The organism is Microvirga sp. CF3062, assembly GCF_036314045.1.
GTDB lineage: Bacteria > Pseudomonadota > Alphaproteobacteria > Rhizobiales > Beijerinckiaceae > Microvirga.
In genome coordinates this window covers 299,708-320,627 of record NZ_JAYGGN010000001.1, presented here as the reverse complement: position 1 = coordinate 320,627, position 20,920 = coordinate 299,708, and the positions used below count along the sequence as shown (strand labels likewise).

The 20,920-nt window shown below is 64.1% G+C and carries 23 protein-coding genes; 16 read left to right on the top strand and 7 right to left on the bottom strand.

The features are described 5' to 3' along the window. Window positions 1-420 precede the first annotated feature (420 nt). Window positions 421-711: a hypothetical protein gene (locus tag VB618_RS19760; RefSeq protein ID WP_442931627.1), complete on the bottom strand. Its 291-nt coding sequence runs from the start codon at window positions 709-711 to the stop codon at window positions 421-423. Window positions 712-766: 55 nt separating this feature from the next. Next, window positions 767-1,453, bottom strand: a complete 687-nt coding sequence (locus VB618_RS01535; RefSeq protein ID WP_329794729.1) for an endonuclease/exonuclease/phosphatase family protein — start codon at window positions 1,451-1,453, stop codon at window positions 767-769. 158 nt (window positions 1,454-1,611) lie between these two features. Between VB618_RS01535 and VB618_RS01530 the strand changes: the two genes are divergently transcribed. The 9 genes from VB618_RS01530 to VB618_RS01490 all read left to right on the top strand — a co-directional run bounded on the left by VB618_RS01530 (window position 1,612) and on the right by VB618_RS01490 (window position 10,968). Further along, a complete protein-coding gene (locus VB618_RS01530; RefSeq protein ID WP_329794728.1) occupies window positions 1,612-1,806 on the top strand; it encodes a hypothetical protein in 195 nt (64 codons plus the stop codon). Window positions 1,807-1,956: 150 nt separating this feature from the next. Next, entirely contained in the window at window positions 1,957-3,414 is a 1,458-nt protein-coding gene (locus tag VB618_RS01525; RefSeq protein ID WP_329794727.1) for a sensor histidine kinase, read from the top strand. A 137-nt stretch (window positions 3,415-3,551) separates the two neighbouring features. Then, window positions 3,552-4,640, top strand: coding sequence for a TRAP transporter substrate-binding protein (locus VB618_RS01520; RefSeq protein WP_329794726.1), 1,089 nt, complete (start codon window positions 3,552-3,554; stop codon window positions 4,638-4,640). Window positions 4,641-4,781: 141 nt separating this feature from the next. Beyond that, window positions 4,782-5,363: a DUF2939 domain-containing protein gene (locus VB618_RS01515; RefSeq protein ID WP_329794725.1), complete on the top strand. Its 582-nt coding sequence runs from the start codon at window positions 4,782-4,784 to the stop codon at window positions 5,361-5,363. Between the two features lie 87 nt (window positions 5,364-5,450). Further along, window positions 5,451-5,765: a glycine zipper domain-containing protein gene (locus tag VB618_RS01510; RefSeq protein WP_329794724.1), complete on the top strand. Its 315-nt coding sequence runs from the start codon at window positions 5,451-5,453 to the stop codon at window positions 5,763-5,765. 391 nt (window positions 5,766-6,156) lie between these two features. Continuing rightward, the gene (locus tag VB618_RS01505; protein ID WP_329794723.1) at window positions 6,157-7,239 is read left to right on the top strand and encodes an AI-2E family transporter; all 1,083 of its coding nucleotides are present in this window, start codon (window positions 6,157-6,159) and stop codon (window positions 7,237-7,239) included. 178 nt (window positions 7,240-7,417) lie between these two features. Next, window positions 7,418-8,596: a cell surface protein gene (locus VB618_RS01500; protein ID WP_329794722.1), complete on the top strand. Its 1,179-nt coding sequence runs from the start codon at window positions 7,418-7,420 to the stop codon at window positions 8,594-8,596. Further along, window positions 8,589-9,572 carry a DUF6384 family protein gene (locus tag VB618_RS01495; RefSeq protein ID WP_329794721.1) on the top strand — a complete coding sequence of 328 codons (984 nt, stop codon included), beginning with the start codon at window positions 8,589-8,591 and terminating at the stop codon, window positions 9,570-9,572. Before VB618_RS01500 ends, VB618_RS01495 begins: the two co-directional genes overlap by 8 nt. Before the next feature lie 4 nt (window positions 9,573-9,576). After that, complete coding sequence (locus tag VB618_RS01490) at window positions 9,577-10,968, top strand: hypothetical protein (protein WP_329794720.1); 1,392 nt, start codon at window positions 9,577-9,579, stop codon at window positions 10,966-10,968. 23 nt (window positions 10,969-10,991) lie between these two features. Here the strand turns inward: VB618_RS01490 and VB618_RS01485 are convergent, their stop codons facing one another. Further along, window positions 10,992-11,486: a YcgN family cysteine cluster protein gene (locus VB618_RS01485; RefSeq protein ID WP_329794719.1), complete on the bottom strand. Its 495-nt coding sequence runs from the start codon at window positions 11,484-11,486 to the stop codon at window positions 10,992-10,994. 217 nt (window positions 11,487-11,703) lie between these two features. On the opposite strand from VB618_RS01485, the gene VB618_RS01480 reads away from it, so the two are divergent. The 4 genes from VB618_RS01480 to VB618_RS01465 are packed head-to-tail and all read left to right on the top strand — an operon-like array spanning window position 11,704 to window position 15,648. Next, a complete protein-coding gene (locus tag VB618_RS01480; RefSeq protein WP_329794718.1) occupies window positions 11,704-13,914 on the top strand; it encodes a transglycosylase domain-containing protein in 2,211 nt (736 codons plus the stop codon). Window positions 13,915-13,934: 20 nt separating this feature from the next. Next, window positions 13,935-14,585 carry a DUF1214 domain-containing protein gene (locus VB618_RS01475; protein WP_329794717.1) on the top strand — a complete coding sequence of 217 codons (651 nt, stop codon included), beginning with the start codon at window positions 13,935-13,937 and terminating at the stop codon, window positions 14,583-14,585. Beyond that, the gene (locus VB618_RS01470; RefSeq protein WP_329794716.1) at window positions 14,582-15,145 is read left to right on the top strand and encodes a DUF1254 domain-containing protein; all 564 of its coding nucleotides are present in this window, start codon (window positions 14,582-14,584) and stop codon (window positions 15,143-15,145) included. Before VB618_RS01475 ends, VB618_RS01470 begins: the two co-directional genes overlap by 4 nt. A 20-nt stretch (window positions 15,146-15,165) precedes the next feature. Continuing rightward, window positions 15,166-15,648 (top strand): GNAT family N-acetyltransferase, encoded by a 483-nt coding sequence (locus VB618_RS01465; protein ID WP_329794715.1) that lies wholly within the window; start codon window positions 15,166-15,168, stop codon window positions 15,646-15,648. Between the two features lie 44 nt (window positions 15,649-15,692). Here VB618_RS01465 and VB618_RS01460 read toward each other — a convergent pair whose 3' ends face one another. Beyond that, window positions 15,693-15,896, bottom strand: a complete 204-nt coding sequence (locus tag VB618_RS01460; protein WP_329794714.1) for a hypothetical protein — start codon at window positions 15,894-15,896, stop codon at window positions 15,693-15,695. Window positions 15,897-16,148: 252 nt separating this feature from the next. Between VB618_RS01460 and VB618_RS01455 the strand changes: the two genes are divergently transcribed. Continuing rightward, a complete protein-coding gene (locus tag VB618_RS01455; protein ID WP_329794712.1) occupies window positions 16,149-17,171 on the top strand; it encodes a hypothetical protein in 1,023 nt (340 codons plus the stop codon). Here the strand turns inward: VB618_RS01455 and VB618_RS01450 are convergent. Both VB618_RS01450 and VB618_RS01445 read right to left on the bottom strand, forming a co-directional pair. Continuing rightward, complete coding sequence (locus VB618_RS01450) at window positions 17,168-17,509, bottom strand: DUF1491 family protein (protein WP_329794710.1); 342 nt, start codon at window positions 17,507-17,509, stop codon at window positions 17,168-17,170. The genes VB618_RS01455 and VB618_RS01450 overlap by 4 nt on opposite strands. Continuing rightward, on the bottom strand, window positions 17,509-18,351 hold the full coding sequence (locus VB618_RS01445) for a peptidoglycan-binding domain-containing protein (protein WP_329794709.1): 843 nt from the start codon (window positions 18,349-18,351) through the stop codon (window positions 17,509-17,511). Before VB618_RS01445 ends, VB618_RS01450 begins: the two co-directional genes overlap by 1 nt. Before the next feature lie 367 nt (window positions 18,352-18,718). Here VB618_RS01445 and VB618_RS01440 point away from each other — a divergent pair, with 367 nt between their 5' ends. Both VB618_RS01440 and VB618_RS01435 read left to right on the top strand, forming a co-directional pair. Continuing rightward, entirely contained in the window at window positions 18,719-19,042 is a 324-nt protein-coding gene (locus tag VB618_RS01440) for a hypothetical protein (RefSeq protein WP_329794708.1), read from the top strand. Window positions 19,043-19,110: 68 nt separating this feature from the next. Further along, entirely contained in the window at window positions 19,111-19,539 is a 429-nt protein-coding gene (locus VB618_RS01435) for a SufE family protein (protein WP_329794707.1), read from the top strand. Here VB618_RS01435 and VB618_RS01430 read toward each other — a convergent pair. Continuing rightward, complete coding sequence (locus VB618_RS01430; protein WP_329794706.1) at window positions 19,536-20,504, bottom strand: DUF6456 domain-containing protein; 969 nt, start codon at window positions 20,502-20,504, stop codon at window positions 19,536-19,538. The genes VB618_RS01435 and VB618_RS01430 overlap by 4 nt on opposite strands. Window positions 20,505-20,920: the final 416 nt, after the last annotated feature.

Below are 20,920 nucleotides of genomic sequence, written 5' to 3'. Positions count from 1 at the left end.
GTCTCCCTGGCATGCACGAAATCCAACAGATTTGGAACATCCTGGAAGGGGAGCAGCCTTTAGGGTCGGCCCTGCGCAGGAACGACGTCCGGAGAAGGCAGTCCACGCCCTTGGCGGCTCGGCGCTACGGTTCAACATGGCGATATTCTTAGATCGAGTTTAAATCGAACCGATCTCTCCGCTTCGGATCACTCAAAAGTGCGCTTCACTCCGCCGACTAGGCCAAGGACAAGAACGACTGCCTTATATAAGACAGCAAGCAAGCGCGTGCTCTCCTACCATGCGGATGGTTCTGGCAAAGGCAAGGCTGTGGCGATTGCCACTCTCTCCAAGAACCTTGCTGTGACCTACAAGGATTTTTTCGTCATCTAAAGCTGCTACCTTCCCAAGACTTGTCAGGGAGGTGCGGAGACCCGCCCCTCAGATTAACCTGACATCCACCGCGATCATCTCGTGATCCGACACCGCCCTGCCCTGCTCGTCGACAGCCGGGATGATCTGCGGGGTGCTGGCCTCGACGCCGCGCACGACAATCCAATCAAGCTTGCCGAAGGGCGGTTCGTGCTTGTTGGTCGGGCCAGGCGTCTGCGTCGGCAAAGCCATGTTGGCGTGCCGCCATTCGAACCCAGCCTCGCGCAGGTCGGCGAAGAGCGGCTCGTAGCACTCGGGCGCTTCCAGCAGAAGATGCCGCGCGTCCTCGCCGCGCGGCAGGGCCTTGGTGTTGAAGTCGCCGCCGATGATGCAGGCCTCTCCGGGGGCAATATTATCAAGCGCGCAACAGAGCCCTGATCTGCGCCTGACGGTCGGCAGGATCGGTCTTGCTTTCCAGATGAGTGCTCACGATCCAGAGCGGCCGGGGAGCCTGCGCCACGCGGGCGGCGAGCGCCATCCGTCCGCCCATGCGTCTTTGCAAGCCGTTGATGCCGGGAAACCACAGACCGTTCTCCTCGAGAGGGATCAGATGCGGCCGCGTTAGGGCAAGGCCCGTCACGATGGCATTGCCGTGCAGACCATGGGTGTTGCTTTGGCCTGCGCATTGCTCAACCTCGTCGGCGCTGCCGAGGTCGAGTTCCACGAACTCGACCCCGTAGAGATAACCCTCCCCCGACCCGGCGATCAGGTCGCGGATAGTGTGCGCGTTGCCGGATCGCGCCGTGCCGAGATCGACCTCGCTCAACAGCGTGACCTGCGCGCCCGCCTGCTCCATGAGGTGCCGGGCCGCCCGCCTGTCTTTCAGGCGCTGCGCGTTGAACGCCGCGATCCGGAGTGAACCGGGCCACGGCTGCGGATCGGCGGCCGGACCCTGCTCGACGGCATGCAGGGCGGGAATGCGTTCGATCAGGGTCCCGTGAGCAGCCTGCCGCTGCTGCGCGGAGGCCTGTCGGGCCTCCTCCAGCACGGCGCCGTCGGGTGCTGCGAGATCGAGCACGACGCGGTCGATCAGGGAGCGCATGGTCAGGCCTTCAAAAAACCGTCATGGGCCGTCTTCATGATAGGGCAACGCCGATTTCCGAAGAATCGACGGTCAAGAAAATTTTAGCTTGGCCTTAGGAACTCTCGGATTACTCACGCGTTATGTAGCCGCAATAAGCTTAGCCGGGGAGAGGGCCCATGATGTTTTGGGCTGTCGTTGTCGCGCTCGTTTCGGGCGCGTTTGCCTATGCGGGCGATCTGTCTTCCACGCTTGTCAGCTTCGCCGAGATCATCGGCGTCGTCGCACTGTTCACCCTGATCTGCGCCGCTGAGGCCTTCAGCATTCCGAAGGCAGCATCCTTCGACAAGAACTCCGTTCAGACTGAGTCCTGATCGACCTGAACGGTTCAGACGTGCGGATTCGCACCTTGGGTCTGGAAACTTGACCCTGGGCCATAGTGGGTAGATTGCTCACGCTGCGAAACCGTGATTATGTTTCACATTATGAACATGCCCAACCCGGCCCTAGCCGGATCCATCGACATGGAGCAGCTCACAAGCGATCTTGTGGCCTCGATCTCCGCCAGCCCGCGGGGAGCGTTGAACGACGCCCTGCAGCAAGCACTCGCCCGCACGGTCGAAGCGAAGGTCAATGCCCAGCTTTCGGTGGTGCTTGAGGGCATCGGGGATGCCTTCTATTCCCTCGATGCGCATTGGCGCTTCAGCTATATCAACCGGGCTGCGGAAACCTATTTCGGCCTTCCCCGCCAGGCGATGCTCCACAAGGTCATCTGGGACATGTTTCCCGAATCCGAGGGTACCGACCTGCGCCACCGCTACGAGGAGGTGTTTCTCTCCGGCGGACCCCTGTCCTTCGAGACGGAAGCGGTCGGACGCCCCGGGCGCCACCTGGAATTCCACGTCTTCCCCTATAACGGCGGTATCGGCGTCAGCTTCCGCGACTGGACGGAGCGCCGGCGGGCCGAGGATGAGCTGCGCGCCAGCGAGGCGCGCCTGAGCGCGCTGGCCAACAACGCGCCGACCTGCATGTTCTACCAGACGAGCCATTCCCCGTCCTACCAAGCGCGCAAGGTGCTCTACGTCTCGAAGACCTGCGAGAGGCTCACCGGCGTGCCCGCGGAGGAGGCGCAGTCCAACCCCGATATGCTCTACAGCCTCGTCCTGCCGCAGCACCGGGAGCGCATGCTCGCGCGGCGGCTGGAGAGCCTTCGCGACCTCACCGAGTGCGAGGAGGAGTTCGAGATGCGGCATGCCAAGACCGGCGAGACGCGCTGGCATCGCATCATCACGACGCCGCGGCGGCTGGAGACCGGCGGCATCGTCTGGGACGGCATTCAGATCGACATCACCGATCACAAGCGGTCGGAAGAGCACCTGCGGCTCCTGCTCAACGAATTGAACCACCGGGTGAAGAACACCCTCGCCACGGTTCAGTCCCTGGCGTCCCAGAGCTTCCGGGTGCGGGGGGCCGGCGGCGCGCGGGATCTGCCCTCTCTGTATGCCGCTTTTGAGGCCCGCCTCTTCGCCCTCGCCCGGGGTCACGACATCCTCACCCGGGAGAACTGGGAAGGCGCAGGCCTCGTCGAGATCGTCGCTCAGGCTTTTGCCCCCTACCGGGACCTCTCGGAGGATTGCAGCCGGATCCGGCTCGAAGGGCCGGATCTTCGCGTGCCCCCTGCCATGGCCCTGAGCCTCTCCATGGCGATGCACGAGCTGTGCACCAATGCGGCCAAGTACGGCGCCCTGGGGGCTCCCGAGGGTCGGGTCCTGGTGTCCTGGTCAACCCTCGAGACCGCATCAGGGCAGCGCCTCGTCATGCGCTGGGAGGAGCATGGCGGACCGCCCGTCTCCCAGCCCTCGCGCAAGGGGTTCGGCTCGCGTCTGATCCAGGACGGCCTCGCGCGCGAGCTCAACGGCGAGGTTCGCTTGGTCTACCAGCCCGAAGGGGTGGTCTGCACGATCGACGTGCCTCTTTCCTGAGCAGAGCGAACACGTTTTCAAGAGGCGCATAGATCATTAGTCGATAGCGGCCCCAGGGTTCTTGCGGATGGAACCCGATTTAGTGTCAATAGGGCGCAAGTGACGAAGTCACGACCCCAGAGGGAGGAGTTAGTTTTATGAAACGTCGTCAGTTTTTGCAGGCCACGGCGGTCGGCGCCGCCTCGACCGCGGTTGCCGCTCCGGCGATCGCCCAGTCGGCACCGGAAGTGAAGTGGCGCCTGCAGTCCGGCTTCCCGAAGTCGCTCGACACCATCTACGGCGCGGCCGAGACCATTGCCAAGTATGTGTCGGAAGCCACCGACGGCAAGTTCCAGATCCAGCCTTTCGCAGCCGGTGAAATCGTCGGCACGCCTCAGATCGCCGATGCGGTCGGCGGCGGCACCATCGAGCTGGGCCACACCTGCTCCTATTACTACTTCGGCAAGGATCCGACCTTCGCCATCGGCACCGCCCTGCCCTTCGGCCTCAACGGCCGCCAGCAGAACGCCTGGCTGTATCACGGCGGCGGCAACGACCTGCTGAACGAGTTCTACGCCAAGCACAACCTGTACGGCATGCCCGCGGGCAACACCGGCGTGCAGATGGGCGGCTGGTTCCGTAAGGAGATCAAGACCGTTCAGGACCTGCAGGGCCTGAAGATGCGCATCGCCGGCCTCGCCGGTCAGGTGATGGCAAAGCTCGGCGTCGTGCCGCAGCAGATCCCCGGCGGCGACATCTATCCGTCGCTCGAGCGCGGCACCATCGACGCCGCCGAGTGGGTCGGTCCCTATGACGACGAGAAGCTCGGCTTCGCGAAAGTCGCGCCGTACTACTACTATCCTGGCTTCTGGGAAGGCGGCCCGTCGATCCACCTGTTCGTAAACCAGGCAAAGTGGCGGGAATTGCCGAAGGCGTATCAGGCCATCCTGACCACGGCTTCGAGCTACGCCAACAACGACATGCTGGCCAAGTACGACGCCCGCAACCCGGCAGCCCTGCGCCGCCTGCTCGGCGCCGGCACCCAGCTGCGTCCGTTCTCGCAGGAGATCCTCGAGGCAGCCTACAAGGCGGCCAACGAGGTCTATGACGAGGTCTCGGGCAAGAATGCCGACTTCAAGAAGATCTACGAGAGCGTCCGTGGCTTCCGCAACGAGGAATACCTCTGGTTCCAAGTGGCCGAATACGCCTTCGACACTTTCATGATTCGGGCCCGCGCCCGCGGCTGATCTTCAGCTTAAGCCAACCTTGAGAAAGGGCGATCATGCGATCGCCTTTTTTATTGCCGCAAGCGTGCTTACCTGAGGCGGCTCACCGGTCGCCTTGCTGCCGTGCTGGCGACCCTCGTACCCTGTATTCTCTGAGCAACGATGCGCTGGACCTTTCGTATCAGCTTCCTGCTTCTTCTGGCCTGGGCCATCTTCATGGTCTCGCCCTTCGTTGCGCTCTATGATCTCTCCAAGGCCGTCCAGGCCAAGGATGTCGAGCGCATCACCGAGCGGGTCAATTTCAACGCCTTGCGCGTCTCGCTGGCCCGCCAGATCCTGGGTGAATTCCTGAAGACCCAGGATCTCAGCGAACGCGACCGGCAGTTGGCCGCGCAAGCCGGAGCGACCACCCTCAACCCGGTTCTGGAGGAGCTCGTCACGCCCCAGGCGGTGATCGATATTCTCGAGGACGGGCAGTTGCAGCAGCTTCAGCGGGAGGGCACGGGCGGACAGGCGATCGGCTTCGATCCCGGCTCGTTCCAGCAAGCCTGGCGGATCTTCATCCTGTCTGAATCTCAAGGGTTTAGGGCCATCACGATCCCGCTCACCCCGGACGAGCCCCGAGACCGGCAGTTCAGGGTCACGCTCCGCCTGAGCGGCACGACTTGGCGCCTGACGGGGATCGACCTGCCTTCGTGGATTCAGCAAGAGTTGAGCAAGCGTGCCGCTGCCGCCTCGAAGTAGAGGCGCCAGACTACCCTGCCCACAGCAGGAACATTGAGGGCAAGTTCAACGTTTTTCATCAAATGTATTCTGATGAAGGATCGCGTTATGCGTAAACTTGCTATCGGGCTTTCTGCGTCCGCTCTCTTTATCCTGCCTCAACTTGCCACAGCCCAGGAGGGAGCGGCTGCGGGCGTTGCGACTGGTGCCGTCACTGGGGCGATCGTGGGCGGTCCCGTGGGCGCAGTGATCGGCGCAGGCGTCGGCGGCATCGCGGGCGGCACTGCCGAGCAGAACGCCAAGGTTCAGTCCGCGCCGGACGTGGTGGCCGTGCCGGATCCCGTGACGACCGGCTCCATCCGCCAGCGGACCTGCAGCGTGGACATCCAGGGCAATCAGTCCTGCACGGAAGTCATTCGCTAGGCACGATCAGCAGTCAAAACATGCAAAAGCCGCCGATCGGTTCAGGCGGCTTTTGCATGCACATCGGTTAGGAATTGGGATCAGGGAATAGTTCTGCTGGACAAGACAGTGTGCTTTCCAGTCAGTTAACGAAAAGCCAGCCCACCGTAGCAAGCGGGAAGACCGTTCCGAGAATAAAACAGATGACATTCGAGGTCATTTGACTTCCCTCCATGTCAAATCAACCATGAAATTCCCATAATGTTCCACAAGATTGGGAATACATATCGCTTTACACGGTCACGTTAGGGCGAGTTAGCCTCTAATTGCTTGGTGAATACGCTCAATTCGCCCGTCGGAACCAAGCTTCGCCGTTTCCATTGTCAATGCGCAAGTCGAGAGGGCGTAAACGATGGATGACCGGGACCGTTCCCGACTGGGGCTCATGAGAGATGCGGAGTTCATCCGCAAATTCCTCATCGCGCTCGGTCTCCTGGTGCTCGCGCTTCTGCTCTGGAAGCTGTCGGACGTTCTGCTGCTGGCCTTCGGCGCCGTCCTGGTCGCCCTCCTCCTGCACGCCGCCTCCGAGGCGCTGGAGCGCTACCTGAGGGTGCCGAGCCGGTGGAGCCTCACGGTCGCAACGCTTCTGATCTTCGTGGCGCTCCTCGCCATGATGGCCCTGTTCGGAACTCAGGTCCGGGCGCAGTTTTCCAACGTGGTGGAGCGACTGCCCTTTGCGGTCGACAATTTTGCCAAGAATCTCGGCCTCGGCGCCGTCAGCGACGACCTTTCCGAACTCATGAACAATGCGCCGAGCGGGAGCATGGCAGCGCGCATTGCCGGCGTCGGCGGCGCCATTCTCGACGGATTGGCGGACTTCATCCTGGTGGTGATTGCCGGCATCTATATCGCGGCGGCGCCACGCCTCTATCGGCAAGGCTTGGTCAAGCTGTTCCCGATCCGGCATCATGAACGGGTCGAGGACTCGCTGCATGCGTCCGGACAGGCCCTGCGCCTGTGGCTGACGTCGCAGCTCATCGCCATGGCATGCGTGGCGGTTTTGTCCAGCCTCGCCTATTGGCTCATCGGTCTGCCGTCGGCCCTCGCTCTCGGGCTCATCGCCGGTCTTGCGGATTTCATCCCCTTCCTCGGTCCGATTCTCGGTGCGCTTCCGGCGGTTCTGATCGCCTTCAGCGTCAGCGGAGAGGCAGCCCTCTGGACCGTTCTCGCCATGCTGGCAATCCAGCAGATCGAGGGCAACGTCATCTTCCCCCTGGTGGCTAGAAGCATGATCAGCATCCCGCCGGCCCTGGCGCTGTTCGCCATCCTTATCGGCAGCGTTCTGTTCGGCACGCTCGGACTGATCTTCGGCTTCCCCCTCGCCGTGGTGACCTACGTTCTGGTGAAGAAGCTCTATGTCCGGGAGACCCTCGGCGAGCACACGGACGTTCCTGGTGAAGACGGAGGCAGCAAGCCACAGGAAACCAGTTCGTAGGGTCGCGGTCCAAGCCTCACCGCATGAAGAATGCTACGATCTTGCAGACAGCGCATCCTGGAACCCTCGATCCGATTGCACATTAGACCGCTGTGCTTTCACTGCCGCCCGATCATGCGTTGCGCCGGCAATTTCCAAGAACGGCTGAGAGGCCGTGCCCTCGTTCGGAGGAGACCCCATGTCCGACATCGTCGTCAAAACGCCCCTGCAATACCTCGACAAGGCGACAGCCGCCCTGCGGGAACTCGGGATCGTCCCGCCCCAGGCCATGGATGCGCCGATCAACGGGCTCCTGGAGAAGATCTCGGACCTGGATCAGGACCGCATCGTGATCATCGCCCGTACCCTGGGCCAGACCAGCGTTTTCAACGAGGTGGTGCGCGAGCAGACCCAGGCCATGGAAATCGGCGAGCGCTACCGCGAGATCACGGAATCCTTCAACTCCATTCGTGACGATACCAAGAAGATGGTCGACCAGCTGGACGACCAGAAGATCGATTTTTTTGAGCGCATCAACAATGTCTGGATGAAGATCTCCCGGGGCGATGTCGCGGACCGCTTCGACAAGATCAAGGAAACCTATCTCGACGTGACCCGGTCGACCAAGGACCAGATCCAGCGTGAGCAGATCATCCTCGACGCCTATCGCGACTTCCGCGGCGCCCTCAAGCATGCCGAGGTCATGGCCCTTGAGGTGCTGCAAACCGCCGAGCAGAAGCTCGAAGCCGCCAAGGCGGATCTGCAGCGGGCGTCCGACACAGTCGTCAACTTCAAGGGCACGGAGGTGTCCGAGCGCGCCCGGCTCGAGCTCACCCGAGATGAACAGCTCCGGCGCACCCAGGACGAAGAGAAGCGTTACCAGATCGCCAAGGACCTCTCCGACAACCTGACGATCGGCTACAACACCTCCGAAGTGATCATGGCGCGCCTGATGCAGATGACGAACGCCAAGGAGCGCGTCTACGCCCAAGCGGTCTCCTTCTTCTCAACCAACGACTCGGTGTTCACCGCGCTCAAGGCTTCGTTCACCGGCATGTTCGGCCTGCACGAGTCGACCCAGACCCTGAACGAGATGAAGGAGGGCGTTTCCCGCAGCCTGGAGGTGCTGGCCGAGATTGGCGATCAAGTCGGCGAGGCCGCCGTGAAAGCCGGCTACGGTCCGACCATTCGCGCCGATGCGGTCAAGAAGCTCGTGGACTCGGTGATCACGTTCCAGGAGCGCTCCCAGGAGATCATCGGCGAGATGCGCCGGCTCTCGACGCAGAACTCGGCCGAGATCCGCGACGCGGTCGAGGACGGCAAGCGGCGCATTGCGCGCCTCGTGGCGGAAGGACAGGCGCTGCCGCCCAATGGCTGAGATGGTCGCCACACCGCCCGCGAGCCCTCCCGACCAGCCGTCCCGAAACCTCGACGAGGTGATGCTCGCGATGGACGTGGTGGACACGCTCCGCCACCAGGAGAACCTCGTCAGCCGCGAGCTGAGCGAGCATGACCGCGACGCCCAGCTGCTGCAGCGCCTGCGCGAGATCTACCGGGGACAGGGGATCGAGGTTTCCGATCGGATCCTGCAGGAGGGCGTGCAGGCCCTGAAAGAACAGCGCTTCGTCTATACGCCGCCCGGCCCCAGCTTCTCCCGCACCGTGGCGCGGACCTGGGTCAACCGCGGACGGATCGGGCGGCGCCTGCTGACCTTGCTGGCACTGCTAGGCTTCGGCTGGGGCGCCTATCACTTCGGTGTGGTCGAGCCGGCTCGGCAGCGGGTGGCGCAAGAGCAGGCCCAGGCCGAGCGGAACCGGATCGAGCTGGCCACGCGATTGCCGACCGCCCTGGAACAGGGCCACGAGGACGTACTGCGGGAGGCGCAGGTGCCGGCGGCGCGTGAAAGGGCCGATCGCCTTCTGGCCGAAGGCAAGACAGCTATTGCCCGCAACGATGCCGACGGAGCCCGGCAGGCCCTCAATGACCTGGAGGTCCTGCGCGCGGAGCTGCGGCGCGAATACGTGCTGCGTATCGTCTCCCGCCCCGGCGAGCCTAGCGGCGTCTGGCGCGTTCCCGAGCGCAACCCGGCCGGCCGCAATTATTACCTGATCGTAGAGCCGGTCGCCCCCGACGGACGGATCCTGAGCCTGCCGGTCACGAGCGAGGAGGATGGGCGGACCGTGACGGCGTCGAAGTGGGGCGTGCGCGTGAGCGAGACCACGGCCATGCAGGTGCAGCGGGACAAGAACGACGACGGCATCGTGCAGCGCAACCGCCTCGGCGAGAAGCGCCGGGGCCAGCTCGACGTGGATTATCAGATGCCGGTTCTCAATGGTGCGATCACACAATGGTAAGGCGATGATTTCGGGACGTCAGGCACTCGCACAGATCGAGCAGACCATCGAGAAGGCTCGCCAGCAGGAGGCGAAGTGCGAGCTCGCCTATACGCGCGCCACCGAGGAGGTTGGCCGCCTCAGGATCCAGCGCACGGAAGCGTTCCGCGAGCTGGCGCGGCTGAAGCTCGACACCATCAGGCAGGATCAGGTCGTCGGCCAGCTGGATGCTGCCGAACGGCAGGCGCTAAGCGTGCTCAACAGCCGCCAGGAGGCCTTGCGGCAGCTGACCGCGCGGCGTCACCAAGCCGAGGAACAGGTGAGACAGGCGGAGGCCCGGCGGCAGGCCACTGTGGATGTCCTGGAGCAGTCCTTAGACCAGGTCGAAGCCCTGCGCAGGGATGTGGAGGCCAAGGTCAGCGCCGATCCCGAATGGATCGCAGCCCGTGCCAAGGTGACCGAGATCACCGGGCAGGCCCAGCAGGCCGAAAAGAAGGCCGTGCAGGCGGAAGCCGACCGGGACGAGAAACGCCGCCCCTATGAGGCCGACCCGCTGTTCATGTACCTGTGGAAGCGAAAATTCGGCACGGCCGCGTACCGGGCCACCCCCCTCACCCGGTACATGGACCGCCTCGTGGCGCGCGTCGTCGGCTACGACAAGGCGCGGACCAACTACGCCCTGCTCAACGAGATCCCGGAAAGGCTGCGGGAGCACGCCCGCCGTATCGTCGATGATCTCAAGGCGGTCCGAAGCCGGCTGACCGCTCTCGAACGCCAGGCCCTTGTCGCTGCCGGTATCCCGCCACTGGAGGAGAAGGCCGCTCAGGACAAAGAGGCCGTGGATGACGCCGAGCGGGGGCTTGCCGAGGCCCGCTCAGCGCTCGCCGATCTGGACCGCACCCACGATGTCTCGGTGCTGGAAGGGGATGCGCCCTACCGGGAGGCCGTGGCGCTGCTCGCCGCAGCGGACGAGCGCGAGGATCTCAATCAACTGTACGAGGAAGCGCTGCGCACCCCGACGCCCCAGGATGAGGCAATTGTGCGCCGCATCCAGGCCACCGACGTGATGATCAACCGGGCGCTGCGCCAAGCCGTGGATGCCCACCGCCAGCTCAAGGAGAATGCCCAGCGGCGGGCCATGATCGAACAGGAATGGGAGGAGCTGCGCAGCCAGGGCTACGACACACCTTACGGCACCTTCGGCAACGAGGCTGCGCTCGGCAACGTGCTCGGCGGCGTGCTTACCGGGGCGATCGGCGGAGCGATCCTCGGGCAGGTGCTGCGCGGCGGCTTTCATCATGGCCCGAGCCCCTGGGATTCGGGCTTCGGGGGCGGCATCCCGTTCCCTCAGCCGGGTGGTTTCGGAACAGGCGGATCCTTCGGCGGGGGCGGCTTCAGGACCGGCGGGTCCTTCTGACACGGCTCAGGCGCGCAATTCCATCAATCCTCGGGATGCTCCATGGGCCAGTCGGTGATGCGCTCCAGGAGTTCGGCGATGCTGAAATTCTCCTCGGGGCCGGCCACCCGGTCGCGGACGGAGATGCCGGCCGCATGCACCGTCTCCGGGTCGCCGGAGACGAGCGGGTGCCACCAATATAGATCCTGTCCCTCCGCCAGCAGACGGTAGGCGCAGGTCTGGGGCAGCCAGGAGAGGCTTCGGACTGCCTGCGGCGTCAGGCGCACGCAATCGGCCACCTTGGCCTGACGGTTGGGATAATCGCGGCAGCGGCAGGTCTGATCGTCCAGAAGGGTGCAGCCCACATTGGTGTACATCACCTCGGCCGTGTCCTCGTCCTCCAGCTTGACGAGGCAGCAGCGGCCGCAGCCGTCGCACAGGCTCTCCCATTCCTCGATGTTCATGGCTTCGAGGGACTTCACGCGCCAGAAGGGTTGCTCCTCCGGCTGAGGCTGGATGACGGGTGCGGCATTTGGCATGTGGGCGCTTTGACGTCTCTTTGAGGCGGTTTGAAGGAAGGTGCTAAACCGCACGTCCGGCATATTTTTAGCCCTTAAGAGGTAAATCTCCGTGAACCTACAAACAAGGTTCTGCGTTATATATATCAGCCTCGCCACGCTTCAGCGTTGCCGCTAGGGAACCGAACGATCATAATATGAGTGAGGTCAGGCCACCTGACCCGCCCGAAGGACCACCGTGAGCCAGCAGCCTCCCCTCCCCTTCACGACACGGATCAAGCGTGCCGCGCTCGGCTTCGATGCCTGGCTCAACTCGGCGCTGTTCCAGGGCGGCCGCGGTCTCGGAAGCGCCTGGGAATGGTATTCGGAGAAGATGAAGGGCCTGAGGTTTCGTGGCGCTCCCCGTGTTCTCCTCGACCTGACGAGCGAAGCGACCACCCTCGGAGCGGCCGGCGCCGTGGTCATGCTGGCGCTCGCCCTTCCGGCCTTCCAGGAGACCGAGGACGACTGGCTCAAAACCCAGGACCTCGCCGTCACCTTCCTCGACCGCTACGGTCAGGAGGTTGGGCGGCGCGGCCTCCACCTCGACGATTCCTACAAGCTTGAGGATTTCCCGGATCACCTGATCAAGGCGGCGCTCGCCACGGAAGACCGGCGGTTCTACGAACATTGGGGCATTGACCCCTTCGGCACCCTGCGCGCCCTCATGGTCAATGCCCAGGGCGGCGGCGTGGTGCAGGGCGGCTCCTCCATCACCCAGCAGCTGGCGAAAAACCTCTTCCTGACGAACGAGCGTTCGCTCGAGCGCAAGATCAAGGAAGCCTTCCTGGCGATCTGGCTCGAATTCCACCTCACCAAGGACGAGATCCTCAAACTCTATCTCGATCGCGCCTATATGGGCGGCGGCGCTCATGGCGCCGTGGCGGCGGCGGATTATTATTTCGGCAAGCCGGCCAAAGACCTGACGCTGGCGGAATCCGCCATACTGGCTGGCCTGTTCAAGGCGCCGTCCAAATATGCTCCGCACATCAACCTGCCGGCCGCCCGCGCCCGCGCCAACGAGGTGCTGCGCAACATGGTCGAGGCCGGCTTCCTCACCGAGGGCCAGATCCAGATCGCCCGGCGCAATCCCGCCACCCCGGTCAATCGGGAGCGCGAGACAACGCCGGACTTCTATCTCGACTGGGCTTTCGAGCAGGTGAAGCTTCAGGCCTCGCAGAAGAAGTTCGGCAATGAGCGCGTGCTGATCGTGAAGACGCCTCTCGACACGAACCTTCAGCGCCATGCGGAGCAGACCATCGAGAACATGCTTCGTCAGCACGGGCGCCAGTACAAGGCCGGTCAGGGTGCCGTTGTGGTCATGGATGTCGACGGCGCCGTGCGCGCCATCGTGGGCGGGCGCGATTACGGCCAGAGCCAGTTCAACCGCGCCACCGGCGGCCTGCGCCAGCCGGGCTCGTCCTTCAAACCGTTCGTCTATGCGGCCGCCCTGACAACCAACCCGAAGCTGCGGCCGAACTCGAACGTGGTCGACCAGCCGATCTGTCTCGGCAACTGGTGCCCGCAGAACTACAATCGCTCCTTCTCCGGCTCCATGTCCCTGACATCGGCCCTGGCGCGCTCGATCAATTCGATTCCCGTCCGCATGTCGCTGGAGATCGGCAAGGGCAACGCCAAGGCCGGTCGCGCCGTGATCGTTGATACGGCCAAGCGCATGGGGCTCACGCATCCGCTCACGGATTCCAGCTCGCTCCCCATCGGCGCCGCCGAAGTGACCGTCATCGACATGGCGGCGTCCTACGCGGTCTTTGCCAATGGCGGCAAGCGCGCCGATCCTTATGCCGCCTGGGAGGTACGCAACTCCTCCGGCGAGGTCATCTTCAGTCGTGACCGGGACACCCAGCCCAAGCAGGTGCTCGACACCCGTGTGGTACAGGACATGAACTTCATGCTGAACAAGGTGGTCGAGGAAGGCACCGGCAAGCGCGCCATTCTCGAAGGCATACCGGTCGCCGGCAAGACCGGCACTACGAACGGCTACAAGGACGCCTGGTTCGTGGGCTACACGGGCAACCTCGTGGCCAGCGTCTGGTACGGCAACGACGATTCCACCTCGATGAACGACATGACCGGTGGTACGCTTCCCGCCATGACATGGCATGATGTGATGAATGTCGCTCACCAGAACCTGGAGATCCGCCCGATTCCCGGTGCAAACCCGGCCAACGCCAACCGCGTCGCCTCCGCGAACCGTCCGGCAGCGGACCAGGCGCAGTCGACCTCGCAGGCTTTCCTGGCCGGTACCCTGTCGCGCAAGTCCTATGAGGTTCTCGGCGGAATCGGCACCCTGTTCCAGTCAGTCGACCGCTCCGTCACGACAGGCAAGGCTCCGGAGGCGCCGCGCAGCTCGGCGGCTGTGAATACCCCTCGCCAAGTCGCCATGCCCTGATTATGCAGAGTGAGGCTCTCTTGACGAACGCCCCTGCGGCCGCCTCGATGCGCGCGCCATCGAGGCCATCCCTGTCCGTGTCCATCCGCCGTGTCCCCACGGCCCTTCTGGTCGTCTACACGCTTCTCCTGGCGCTGGGGCTCGGCCTAGGCTCGGCCTATTGGGCCATCAATGGCGCCCCGCCTTTCGGCAGCCTCCAGCTCGGTCCATGGCAGGCTTGGCCCAAGCTCGGCGCCCCTGAGGCCGATCCTTATATGCGCGCCATCATCGCGCGTCGGAGCGACGTGCCCCTCGCCACAGGCGAAGGGATGGGATTTACGGCCAGCACGGACAACGACGGCAGGCCCCTCGACTCGGCCTGCTCGTACAGCATCGGCCCGGTCGCACCCATCGCCCGCGTTTGGACCCTTACCCTGTATGACCAGGGTGGGCGCCTGCCAGCCACTGAACTCGGACGCAGCAGCTTCACGTCCGCCGAGGTGCTTCGCGACGCGCAGGACCGCTTCTCCATCGCCTTGTCCCGAAACGTGCAGCCGGGCAACTGGCTCCAGCTTCCTGCGGGAGGCTCCTTCACGGTTGCACTGCGCCTCTACGATCCGCCGGGCGCGGCGGGGGCCAATCTCGAGGTGAGCGACATGCCCGTCATCCAGCAGCTGGAGTGCGGCGCATGAGGGGATTTGGCCGTTTCCTCATTGCCACCCTCTGCGGCCTCGTCATCGCCGTCGGGATCCATATCGCGGCCATTCTGACCAGCCCCTATCTGGCCGATCAGGACGCCTTCTCCAAGGTTCAGGCTACTCTGACCGCCGACAAAGCCCAGATCGTCAGCGCTCCAGGCGGGGCGAACACATGGCTGCCCAACCCCGACCCCGCAGCGGCTGTCGCCACCTGCGCCTTCGACCTGCGCAACGGGCCGATGCGGGTTGCCACCCGCGCGGGCTCGCTCCCGCTGTCCTTCTCCTTCCATAAGGAGACGGGCGGCGTGTTCTTCGCCGTGACGGATCGTGCCGCCGTGCGCGGCGAGCTCGAAATCGTCGCCATGACCCCACGCCAGCTCGACGAGGCCAGGGCCGCCGAGGACGAGAATGCCCCCTCCCGTGACGTACGGATCGTTGCACCCGAGCTGCAGGGCTTCGTGATTGTGCGCGTCGTCGCGCCTGCGCCCAGTCTGCGACCCCAGGCGGAAGAAATGGCGAAGGCAGTTTCCTGCACGGCCGAGCAGGACGCTTGAGCGGCATGCCCTGGAGACCGATGAGTCCGGAGGACTTAGGCCACGTTCAAATTCTGGCGGACGCGATTCATGTGAGCCACCCGGAGGATCCTGAAGTCCTGGCCGAGCGGCAGCGCCTCTATCCGCAGGGCTGCTTCATGCTGGTCGAGGACGGACGCACCATCGGCTATGCGCTTACTCATCCGTGGCGCTTCGCGGAACCGCCGCCCCTGAATCGGCCTCTCTGCGAGATCCCATCACCGGCCGCAACCTATTACATCCATGATGTCGCCCTGCTGCCCGAGGCGCGGGGTAAGGGCTATGCGGCGCAGATCACGAGCCTACTGGTGGCCCATGCGCGTGAGGCGGGCTTCGACAATCTGTCGCTGGTCGCCGTCAACAAGTCTCAAGTGTTCTGGGAGAAGGCAGGCTTTCGCGTGATCGCCGTTCCGGGCCTGGGGGCAAAGCTCGCGAGCTATGGACCGGAGGCAGCGCTGATGGTGCGCGACGTCGCCAGCCTTTAAACGACGCCTGACGGCGCCACTTCGGCAATGAATAAACCGATCAATCAGGAACGGCGACGGTCGCGGCCGTTGGATACCAGTGGGCGCGAAGGACCAGGATTGGGAGCCGGTCGCTCGTAGCGAACACCCGTGAAGAGAAGGATCTCGCCCCTGGGTTCGTTCGCCGACAGATGCGGACGCGGCGGCCGCTCCGAAATATCCGGGAATGCGATCACCACTCCTGGCGATCTCGTCCAGACGTCTTGCATCTTGCCCTCCTCTTCTATGGTGCCACTGGCTGCCTCGACGACTGACTCACAAAAGGAGACCTATGGTTAACAGATGGTTTCCGCCGGGCTCTGCCATGCTGAAAAATGCCGAGCCTGACATGAAAACAACATTCACGGCCGCGCTTATGTTCCGCTTCTGATCGCCCATATTCCGTGCATCGGACGCCCGTTAAAGATGCGCTAAGATGCACGCCCTAGCCTCCACGCAGTTGCGTTGAAGCGAGTTCCCGTATGGCGTCCTCTTCGAACCCGGATCTCTGGTCGGGCCTGTCTGGTTTCGGATCCTCCGAGAGCGCGACGCCGGACATGCGCGCCGCTCTCCTGAAAGTGAACGCGGAGATGTTTGTCGCCGCACCCGCCCGCGACCGGGAGAGCATCGAAACCTTCGAAGCCCTCATGCTCGGCTCCCTGCCGCGCGCGGATTCCGCCACTCTCCTGTCGCTCGCCCGTACCCTGGCGCCTTGTGCCGATGCGCCCGCATCCGTTCTCGATTATCTCGTTCAGCATTCACCCGAGGCAGGAGCAGCCGTGCTCATGCACGCTACGCATCTGCCTGGTACCGTAAGCCGCCGGCAGCTCGCGACGCCTGCAGGACGTCTGCGTCTCGCAGCCCGCGCAGATCTCGACTCTGCAGCCATCCGGCGGCTGCTGCTTCTCGGCGAGGAGGCTGTCGCGGAGGCCCTTGCGGCCAATCCAGCCGTTGCGCCCGACACTGCATCGTTCAAGCTTCTCGTGCAGAGAGCACGCTGTCAGCCGGTTCTCGCCCGCATTCTTCTTGACCGCGACGATCTTCCGACGGGCCACGAAGCACCCCTTTATCTCGCGGCTGACGCCACGCGACGCGCCGCGATCCGTGACCACGTGATCGCTATGCTGGCCAAGCGACGCATCACGCTGTCGTGCGTCGTCAGTGAGGAGGATGTCGCAGAAATCCTGGCGGTCAGCCGCAGGGGCGATGTGGAGCGGCTGGAAGCCCTCCTCTCCACCATCCTCGGCTTCCCCTCATCGACGGAGTGGCGGGTGCTCGAAATCGGACGCCATCGCCTTCTCGCGCTCGCGTTGAAAGCGCTGGGCATGAGCAGGAGGGATGCAACGAGGATCTTTCTCAGTCTCCACCCTGCCCTGTCTTATCCGCTCTCGGCGATCAAGGAACTGGTGCGCGAAGTGCGGGATGTTCGCGGCCCGGTCGCCCTTGGGCTCGTCGAGGCAATCCTGGGTGTGAAAGCGCTTTCAGCAGAAAGCGCGAAGAGCTAATCCGCTTCGGCCATATCGAGGAAATGGCGGCCCTGACGGTCGTCGACCTCGACGAGCCAAAGGTCGGGATCGAAGCGCAGCTCGCGGGTCATGCGCTCCTCCACGTCGAGGGGCGTCGCACCCTGCAGGACGGGGGAAAACAGCCGCACGCCGCTGTCATCGAGGAAGAGCTGCGGCGCGGGGCCGTACAGGCTTGCGGTACCGTCGAGATGATCGACCTTGACGAAGATCGCTCCAGCCTCGGCGGACCCGCGCTTGCGCAGGGCAGCGTCGAGGCCTTCCACCGAGCAGCGGCGGAGATAGGCGGAGACCCAGAAGTCGGAGCGAAGGCGCGCCACTATTGAACCGTGATACCGGATGCGTTGGACAGCTCACGCATGGTGCGCGCGTTGAACTCGCCTGTCACGGGCAGGCGACGCTCCTGCTCGAAGCGCTCGACGGCCTGCCGCGTTCCGGAGCCCATCATGCCGTCCACCTTCACGCTGTAGCCGAGCCGCGCAAGCGCGCGCTGTCCCGCAAGGATCGTGTCTCCGGGATCCGTCCGGCCCACATTGCCGGGTGGCACCGGCACCGGCCCACCCATGCGGATCATATCGGCGATCGGGTCGCGCGCGGCGGTGCGCGCAGCCGGCGGTCCTGCAGCGGGCGCAGGTTGCTGAGCCCGCGCGGGAGGTGTGGCGGTCGGCGCAGGCTGGCCACCATTGCGGATCATCTCCGAGATCGGGCTGCGCGCCACAGGCTTCGTCGTTGCGCCAGCAGCACTTGTTTCAGGTGTGGCTGCGTGCGGAACGAAGGCATGCGGATTGGGCCCCGTCGCCGACGGCTCGGCAGGCTCAGCCCCAGGGCGCACCGGAGGCAGGAGCCGATCTGTTGCGACCTCGGGAGATGGCTCTGGCGCAAATACGATTTCGCGTGTGTTGAAGAGAGGTGCGGGATGGCGGCTGCTCTGCAGCGCCAGCGCATTCCAGGCAATCACTCCTCCGCATCCGGTCAGGAGCAGGGCGGCAAGAATCTGCCGCGGGTGCCCGAACACGAAAGCAGCAGCTAGCTCGGCAATGCCCGGCCTGCGCGGAGGCCTTGTGGCGCGCCGCTGCGGCGGCCGGGCCGGCGGCGCCTTGCGCCGCACCACGGCGGGAAGGTCCAGATCGTCATCGGGCTGATCGGCAAAAGCTTCACGCAAGGGATCGTTCCGTTCTCAAAGGATGAGGTCGTTTTGGACCACGTAAGCCAAAGGACAAGCCCGCGACTGGATCCGCCTGCTGTCCTTCTGGCGACGGAGCCTGACAGAGGGCGCTTAAACGAAACCTAATTGCCGCAGTCGTTTGACCGAGGAGATTCCGGTCGGCATCGATTTCGTCATCCGTAGGCTGCGGGGCAGCGAAGAGCACTTCAGTTTTCCATTGCACCACAACGACTTGGCAACGAGGAAAAGCAGCAAGGTTTCGTTCATCCTGTTTGCAGGTTTCCCACGACACGCCTACGCGGGACGCGCCGGGTCCGGTATGGTGCTGCATCATTGTTCGCTTCAGGCCATAGCGTCACCACCCATGTTGTCCATTCTCCGTTTCATCCTGATCGTCGGCGCGATTTTCTACTACTCGCCGGTCCGCCAGAAGGGCGAAGGCACCGCTGCCATCGAGACGTTCTTCACGCCGAAGGCCAGCGAGCCTGCCGCCCCCACTCCGCCACCCGCAACAGAAGGTGCTGGCCACCTGGAGACAGTCTGGAAGGCCCTTCCCGACAGTGCCAAGCAGGCCGTGGTCGACAAGATCATGACGACGTCGGGTTTCCCCTTGGCGGACGCTTCCAGGCCCGCCGATACCCTGAAGCCGGAGGATCGCGCGCTGGCAGCCTCGAAGCCCCGCACGTAAAATCCGGCGCACCCGTCGCCAAATGGCGGCCCGATGGCTATATGAACGGCAGACATCACAGGTTTTCCATGCTGCCGACGATCGACGAAATCGTTTCCAACTTCGAGCTGATCGATGAGTGGGAGGAGCGTTACCGCTACATCATCGAGCTCGGCCGGATGATGGAGCCGCTGCCCGACGAAGCGCATAGCGACGTCAACAAGGTCCAGGGCTGCGCCAGCCAGGTCTGGCTCCAGACCGACGTGAAATCCTCGGGCGACCAGCCGGTCTTGCATCTGCTCGGCGACAGCGATGCCCATATCGTGCGCGGCCTCGTGGCGCTCCTTATCTCCCTCTACGACGGCAAGACGGCCTCCGAGGCGCTCTCCACGGACGCGCTGGGTCTGTTCAAGGAGCTCGGCCTGTCCGAGCATCTGACGCCGCAACGATCGAACGGCGTCAGATCCATGGTCGAGCGCATCCGCCGGGATGCGCAGATGGCTTTGGCTGCCTCCTAGATCCGCCCGCCTTCGATCACCACTGCCTGCCAAGCCCTGATGCCCCGCGAGGCCCCCGGTCCGTGCGCCGCCGACTCGATGCCGTAATGCTCAGCGAGACGCCCCAGCGCGAGGCGCACCACGACCTTGGCGGAACGCGCGGGCCAATGCCGCTCCCGCTCGATCTGCTCCAGCCCTTTGAGAAAGCCGCAGAGGTCGAGCAGCAGGTCGCTGAAATCGCCCCCGATGGCATCGAAGGCATGGCGGAGCCTCTGCCGGGCCGCGACCATCCGGTCCGTGGCCTCGCCTGGAGAGGCAGGGCCGCCGGTCTTCGGCATCGCGTCCCATCGCGCCGTTACGCCCGGCAGGAGGCCTGCGAGCATGATGTCGGTCCGCAGCCGCTCTCCCGCCTGGTAGGCTGTCTCGTCGATCATCGGTTCGCCGTTGCGATCTCGGCGCCGGCGCAGCCAGTCGAGAGGGCTCTCCTCCGTGTCGGTCCGCACGCGCGTCGTACCCGTGGCGGTCTCGACAGTCGTGGCCTCCGTCTCGCGATGCTGATGCAGGAAGGCGACGTCCGCATCGGGTGCGGACATCCGGCGCAGATGGGCTTCGCCGGCCGAGCTCAGCTGCAGAGTCCGGCGGCCCGAGGCCGCCTGTCGCCAGCAGGCGAGATCCTCGCGCACGAGGGTGTCCGCCGACACCGTCGCAAAGCGCCCTGCGCCGACTGAGACGCCACCCCGGCGCCTGTGGATAAGCACACTCGACGGATCCGTCGGATCGATGAACGCCCAGGTCTCCGGCTGGCTCAATGCTCCAAGCAGGCACTTCGCCTCCCGGGTCAGGGAATCGCCTGCCGGTTGTCCAGCACCCGGAACCGCTCTGTTCCTCGCACGTCCTTTACGCCTCTTCGAACCAGCCTTCTCCGATGCTGAAAAGTCTGCTGCGGCAATACTTTGATGAACCGCATCGCCGTCCTCAATGTTCATGTTTTGTTCCCATAAATAAACTAAGGAAGGGGTGCCCCTTCCTCGTTCGATAGTGGGGGCATATTCCTAGTTGTCAACGCGATTCATAACTGTTGATAAGACTGAGGATAACTCGGACAGCGCCGGAGCCGCCCGCACAAAGGCCGCAATGATCCCCCGCTTTTTTACAGTGATGGATCACGCCAGTTTTACGCTGCGGGCGTGGGTTCCTGTAATCCGGGCCTCAGCCCCTTACGCGAGAGGAAACCTCTCGCCGGCCCAGCCCCGTCATGCATCGAGCATCAGCTTCACCGGATAGCCTGAGTTATGCCAGCCGCAGCCCGCCCCTGTTGGCGCCGTTGCAATGCGGGCCGGCGCAACAGACCACGAATAATGCAGCTCCAGGCGCGGCAGCCAGAACCAATTCCAGGCTTGGC

What these genes read in the sequence shown, in the direction of transcription:
- VB618_RS01535 (WP_329794729.1), bottom strand. Translation starts at nt 1,453, where the DNA reads ATGCGCTCCCTGATCGACCGCGTCGTGCTCGATCTCGCAGCACCCGAC.
- VB618_RS01530 (WP_329794728.1), top strand. Translation starts at nt 1,612, where the DNA reads ATGATGTTTTGGGCTGTCGTTGTCGCGCTCGTTTCGGGCGCGTTTGCC.
- VB618_RS01525 (WP_329794727.1), top strand. Translation starts at nt 1,957, where the DNA reads ATGGAGCAGCTCACAAGCGATCTTGTGGCCTCGATCTCCGCCAGCCCG.
- VB618_RS01520 (WP_329794726.1), top strand. Translation starts at nt 3,552, where the DNA reads ATGAAACGTCGTCAGTTTTTGCAGGCCACGGCGGTCGGCGCCGCCTCG.
- VB618_RS01515 (WP_329794725.1), top strand. Translation starts at nt 4,782, where the DNA reads ATGCGCTGGACCTTTCGTATCAGCTTCCTGCTTCTTCTGGCCTGGGCC.
- VB618_RS01510 (WP_329794724.1), top strand. Translation starts at nt 5,451, where the DNA reads ATGCGTAAACTTGCTATCGGGCTTTCTGCGTCCGCTCTCTTTATCCTG.
- VB618_RS01505 (WP_329794723.1), top strand. Translation starts at nt 6,157, where the DNA reads ATGGATGACCGGGACCGTTCCCGACTGGGGCTCATGAGAGATGCGGAG.
- VB618_RS01500 (WP_329794722.1), top strand. Translation starts at nt 7,418, where the DNA reads ATGTCCGACATCGTCGTCAAAACGCCCCTGCAATACCTCGACAAGGCG.
- VB618_RS01495 (WP_329794721.1), top strand. Translation starts at nt 8,589, where the DNA reads ATGGCTGAGATGGTCGCCACACCGCCCGCGAGCCCTCCCGACCAGCCG.
- VB618_RS01490 (WP_329794720.1), top strand. Translation starts at nt 9,577, where the DNA reads ATGATTTCGGGACGTCAGGCACTCGCACAGATCGAGCAGACCATCGAG.
- VB618_RS01485 (WP_329794719.1), bottom strand. Translation starts at nt 11,486, where the DNA reads ATGCCAAATGCCGCACCCGTCATCCAGCCTCAGCCGGAGGAGCAACCC.
- VB618_RS01470 (WP_329794716.1), top strand. Translation starts at nt 14,582, where the DNA reads ATGAGGGGATTTGGCCGTTTCCTCATTGCCACCCTCTGCGGCCTCGTC.
- VB618_RS01465 (WP_329794715.1), top strand. Translation starts at nt 15,166, where the DNA reads ATGAGTCCGGAGGACTTAGGCCACGTTCAAATTCTGGCGGACGCGATT.
- VB618_RS01460 (WP_329794714.1), bottom strand. Translation starts at nt 15,896, where the DNA reads ATGCAAGACGTCTGGACGAGATCGCCAGGAGTGGTGATCGCATTCCCG.
- VB618_RS01455 (WP_329794712.1), top strand. Translation starts at nt 16,149, where the DNA reads ATGGCGTCCTCTTCGAACCCGGATCTCTGGTCGGGCCTGTCTGGTTTC.
- VB618_RS01440 (WP_329794708.1), top strand. Translation starts at nt 18,719, where the DNA reads ATGTTGTCCATTCTCCGTTTCATCCTGATCGTCGGCGCGATTTTCTAC.
- VB618_RS01435 (WP_329794707.1), top strand. Translation starts at nt 19,111, where the DNA reads ATGCTGCCGACGATCGACGAAATCGTTTCCAACTTCGAGCTGATCGAT.
- VB618_RS01430 (WP_329794706.1), bottom strand. Translation starts at nt 20,504, where the DNA reads ATGAACATTGAGGACGGCGATGCGGTTCATCAAAGTATTGCCGCAGCA.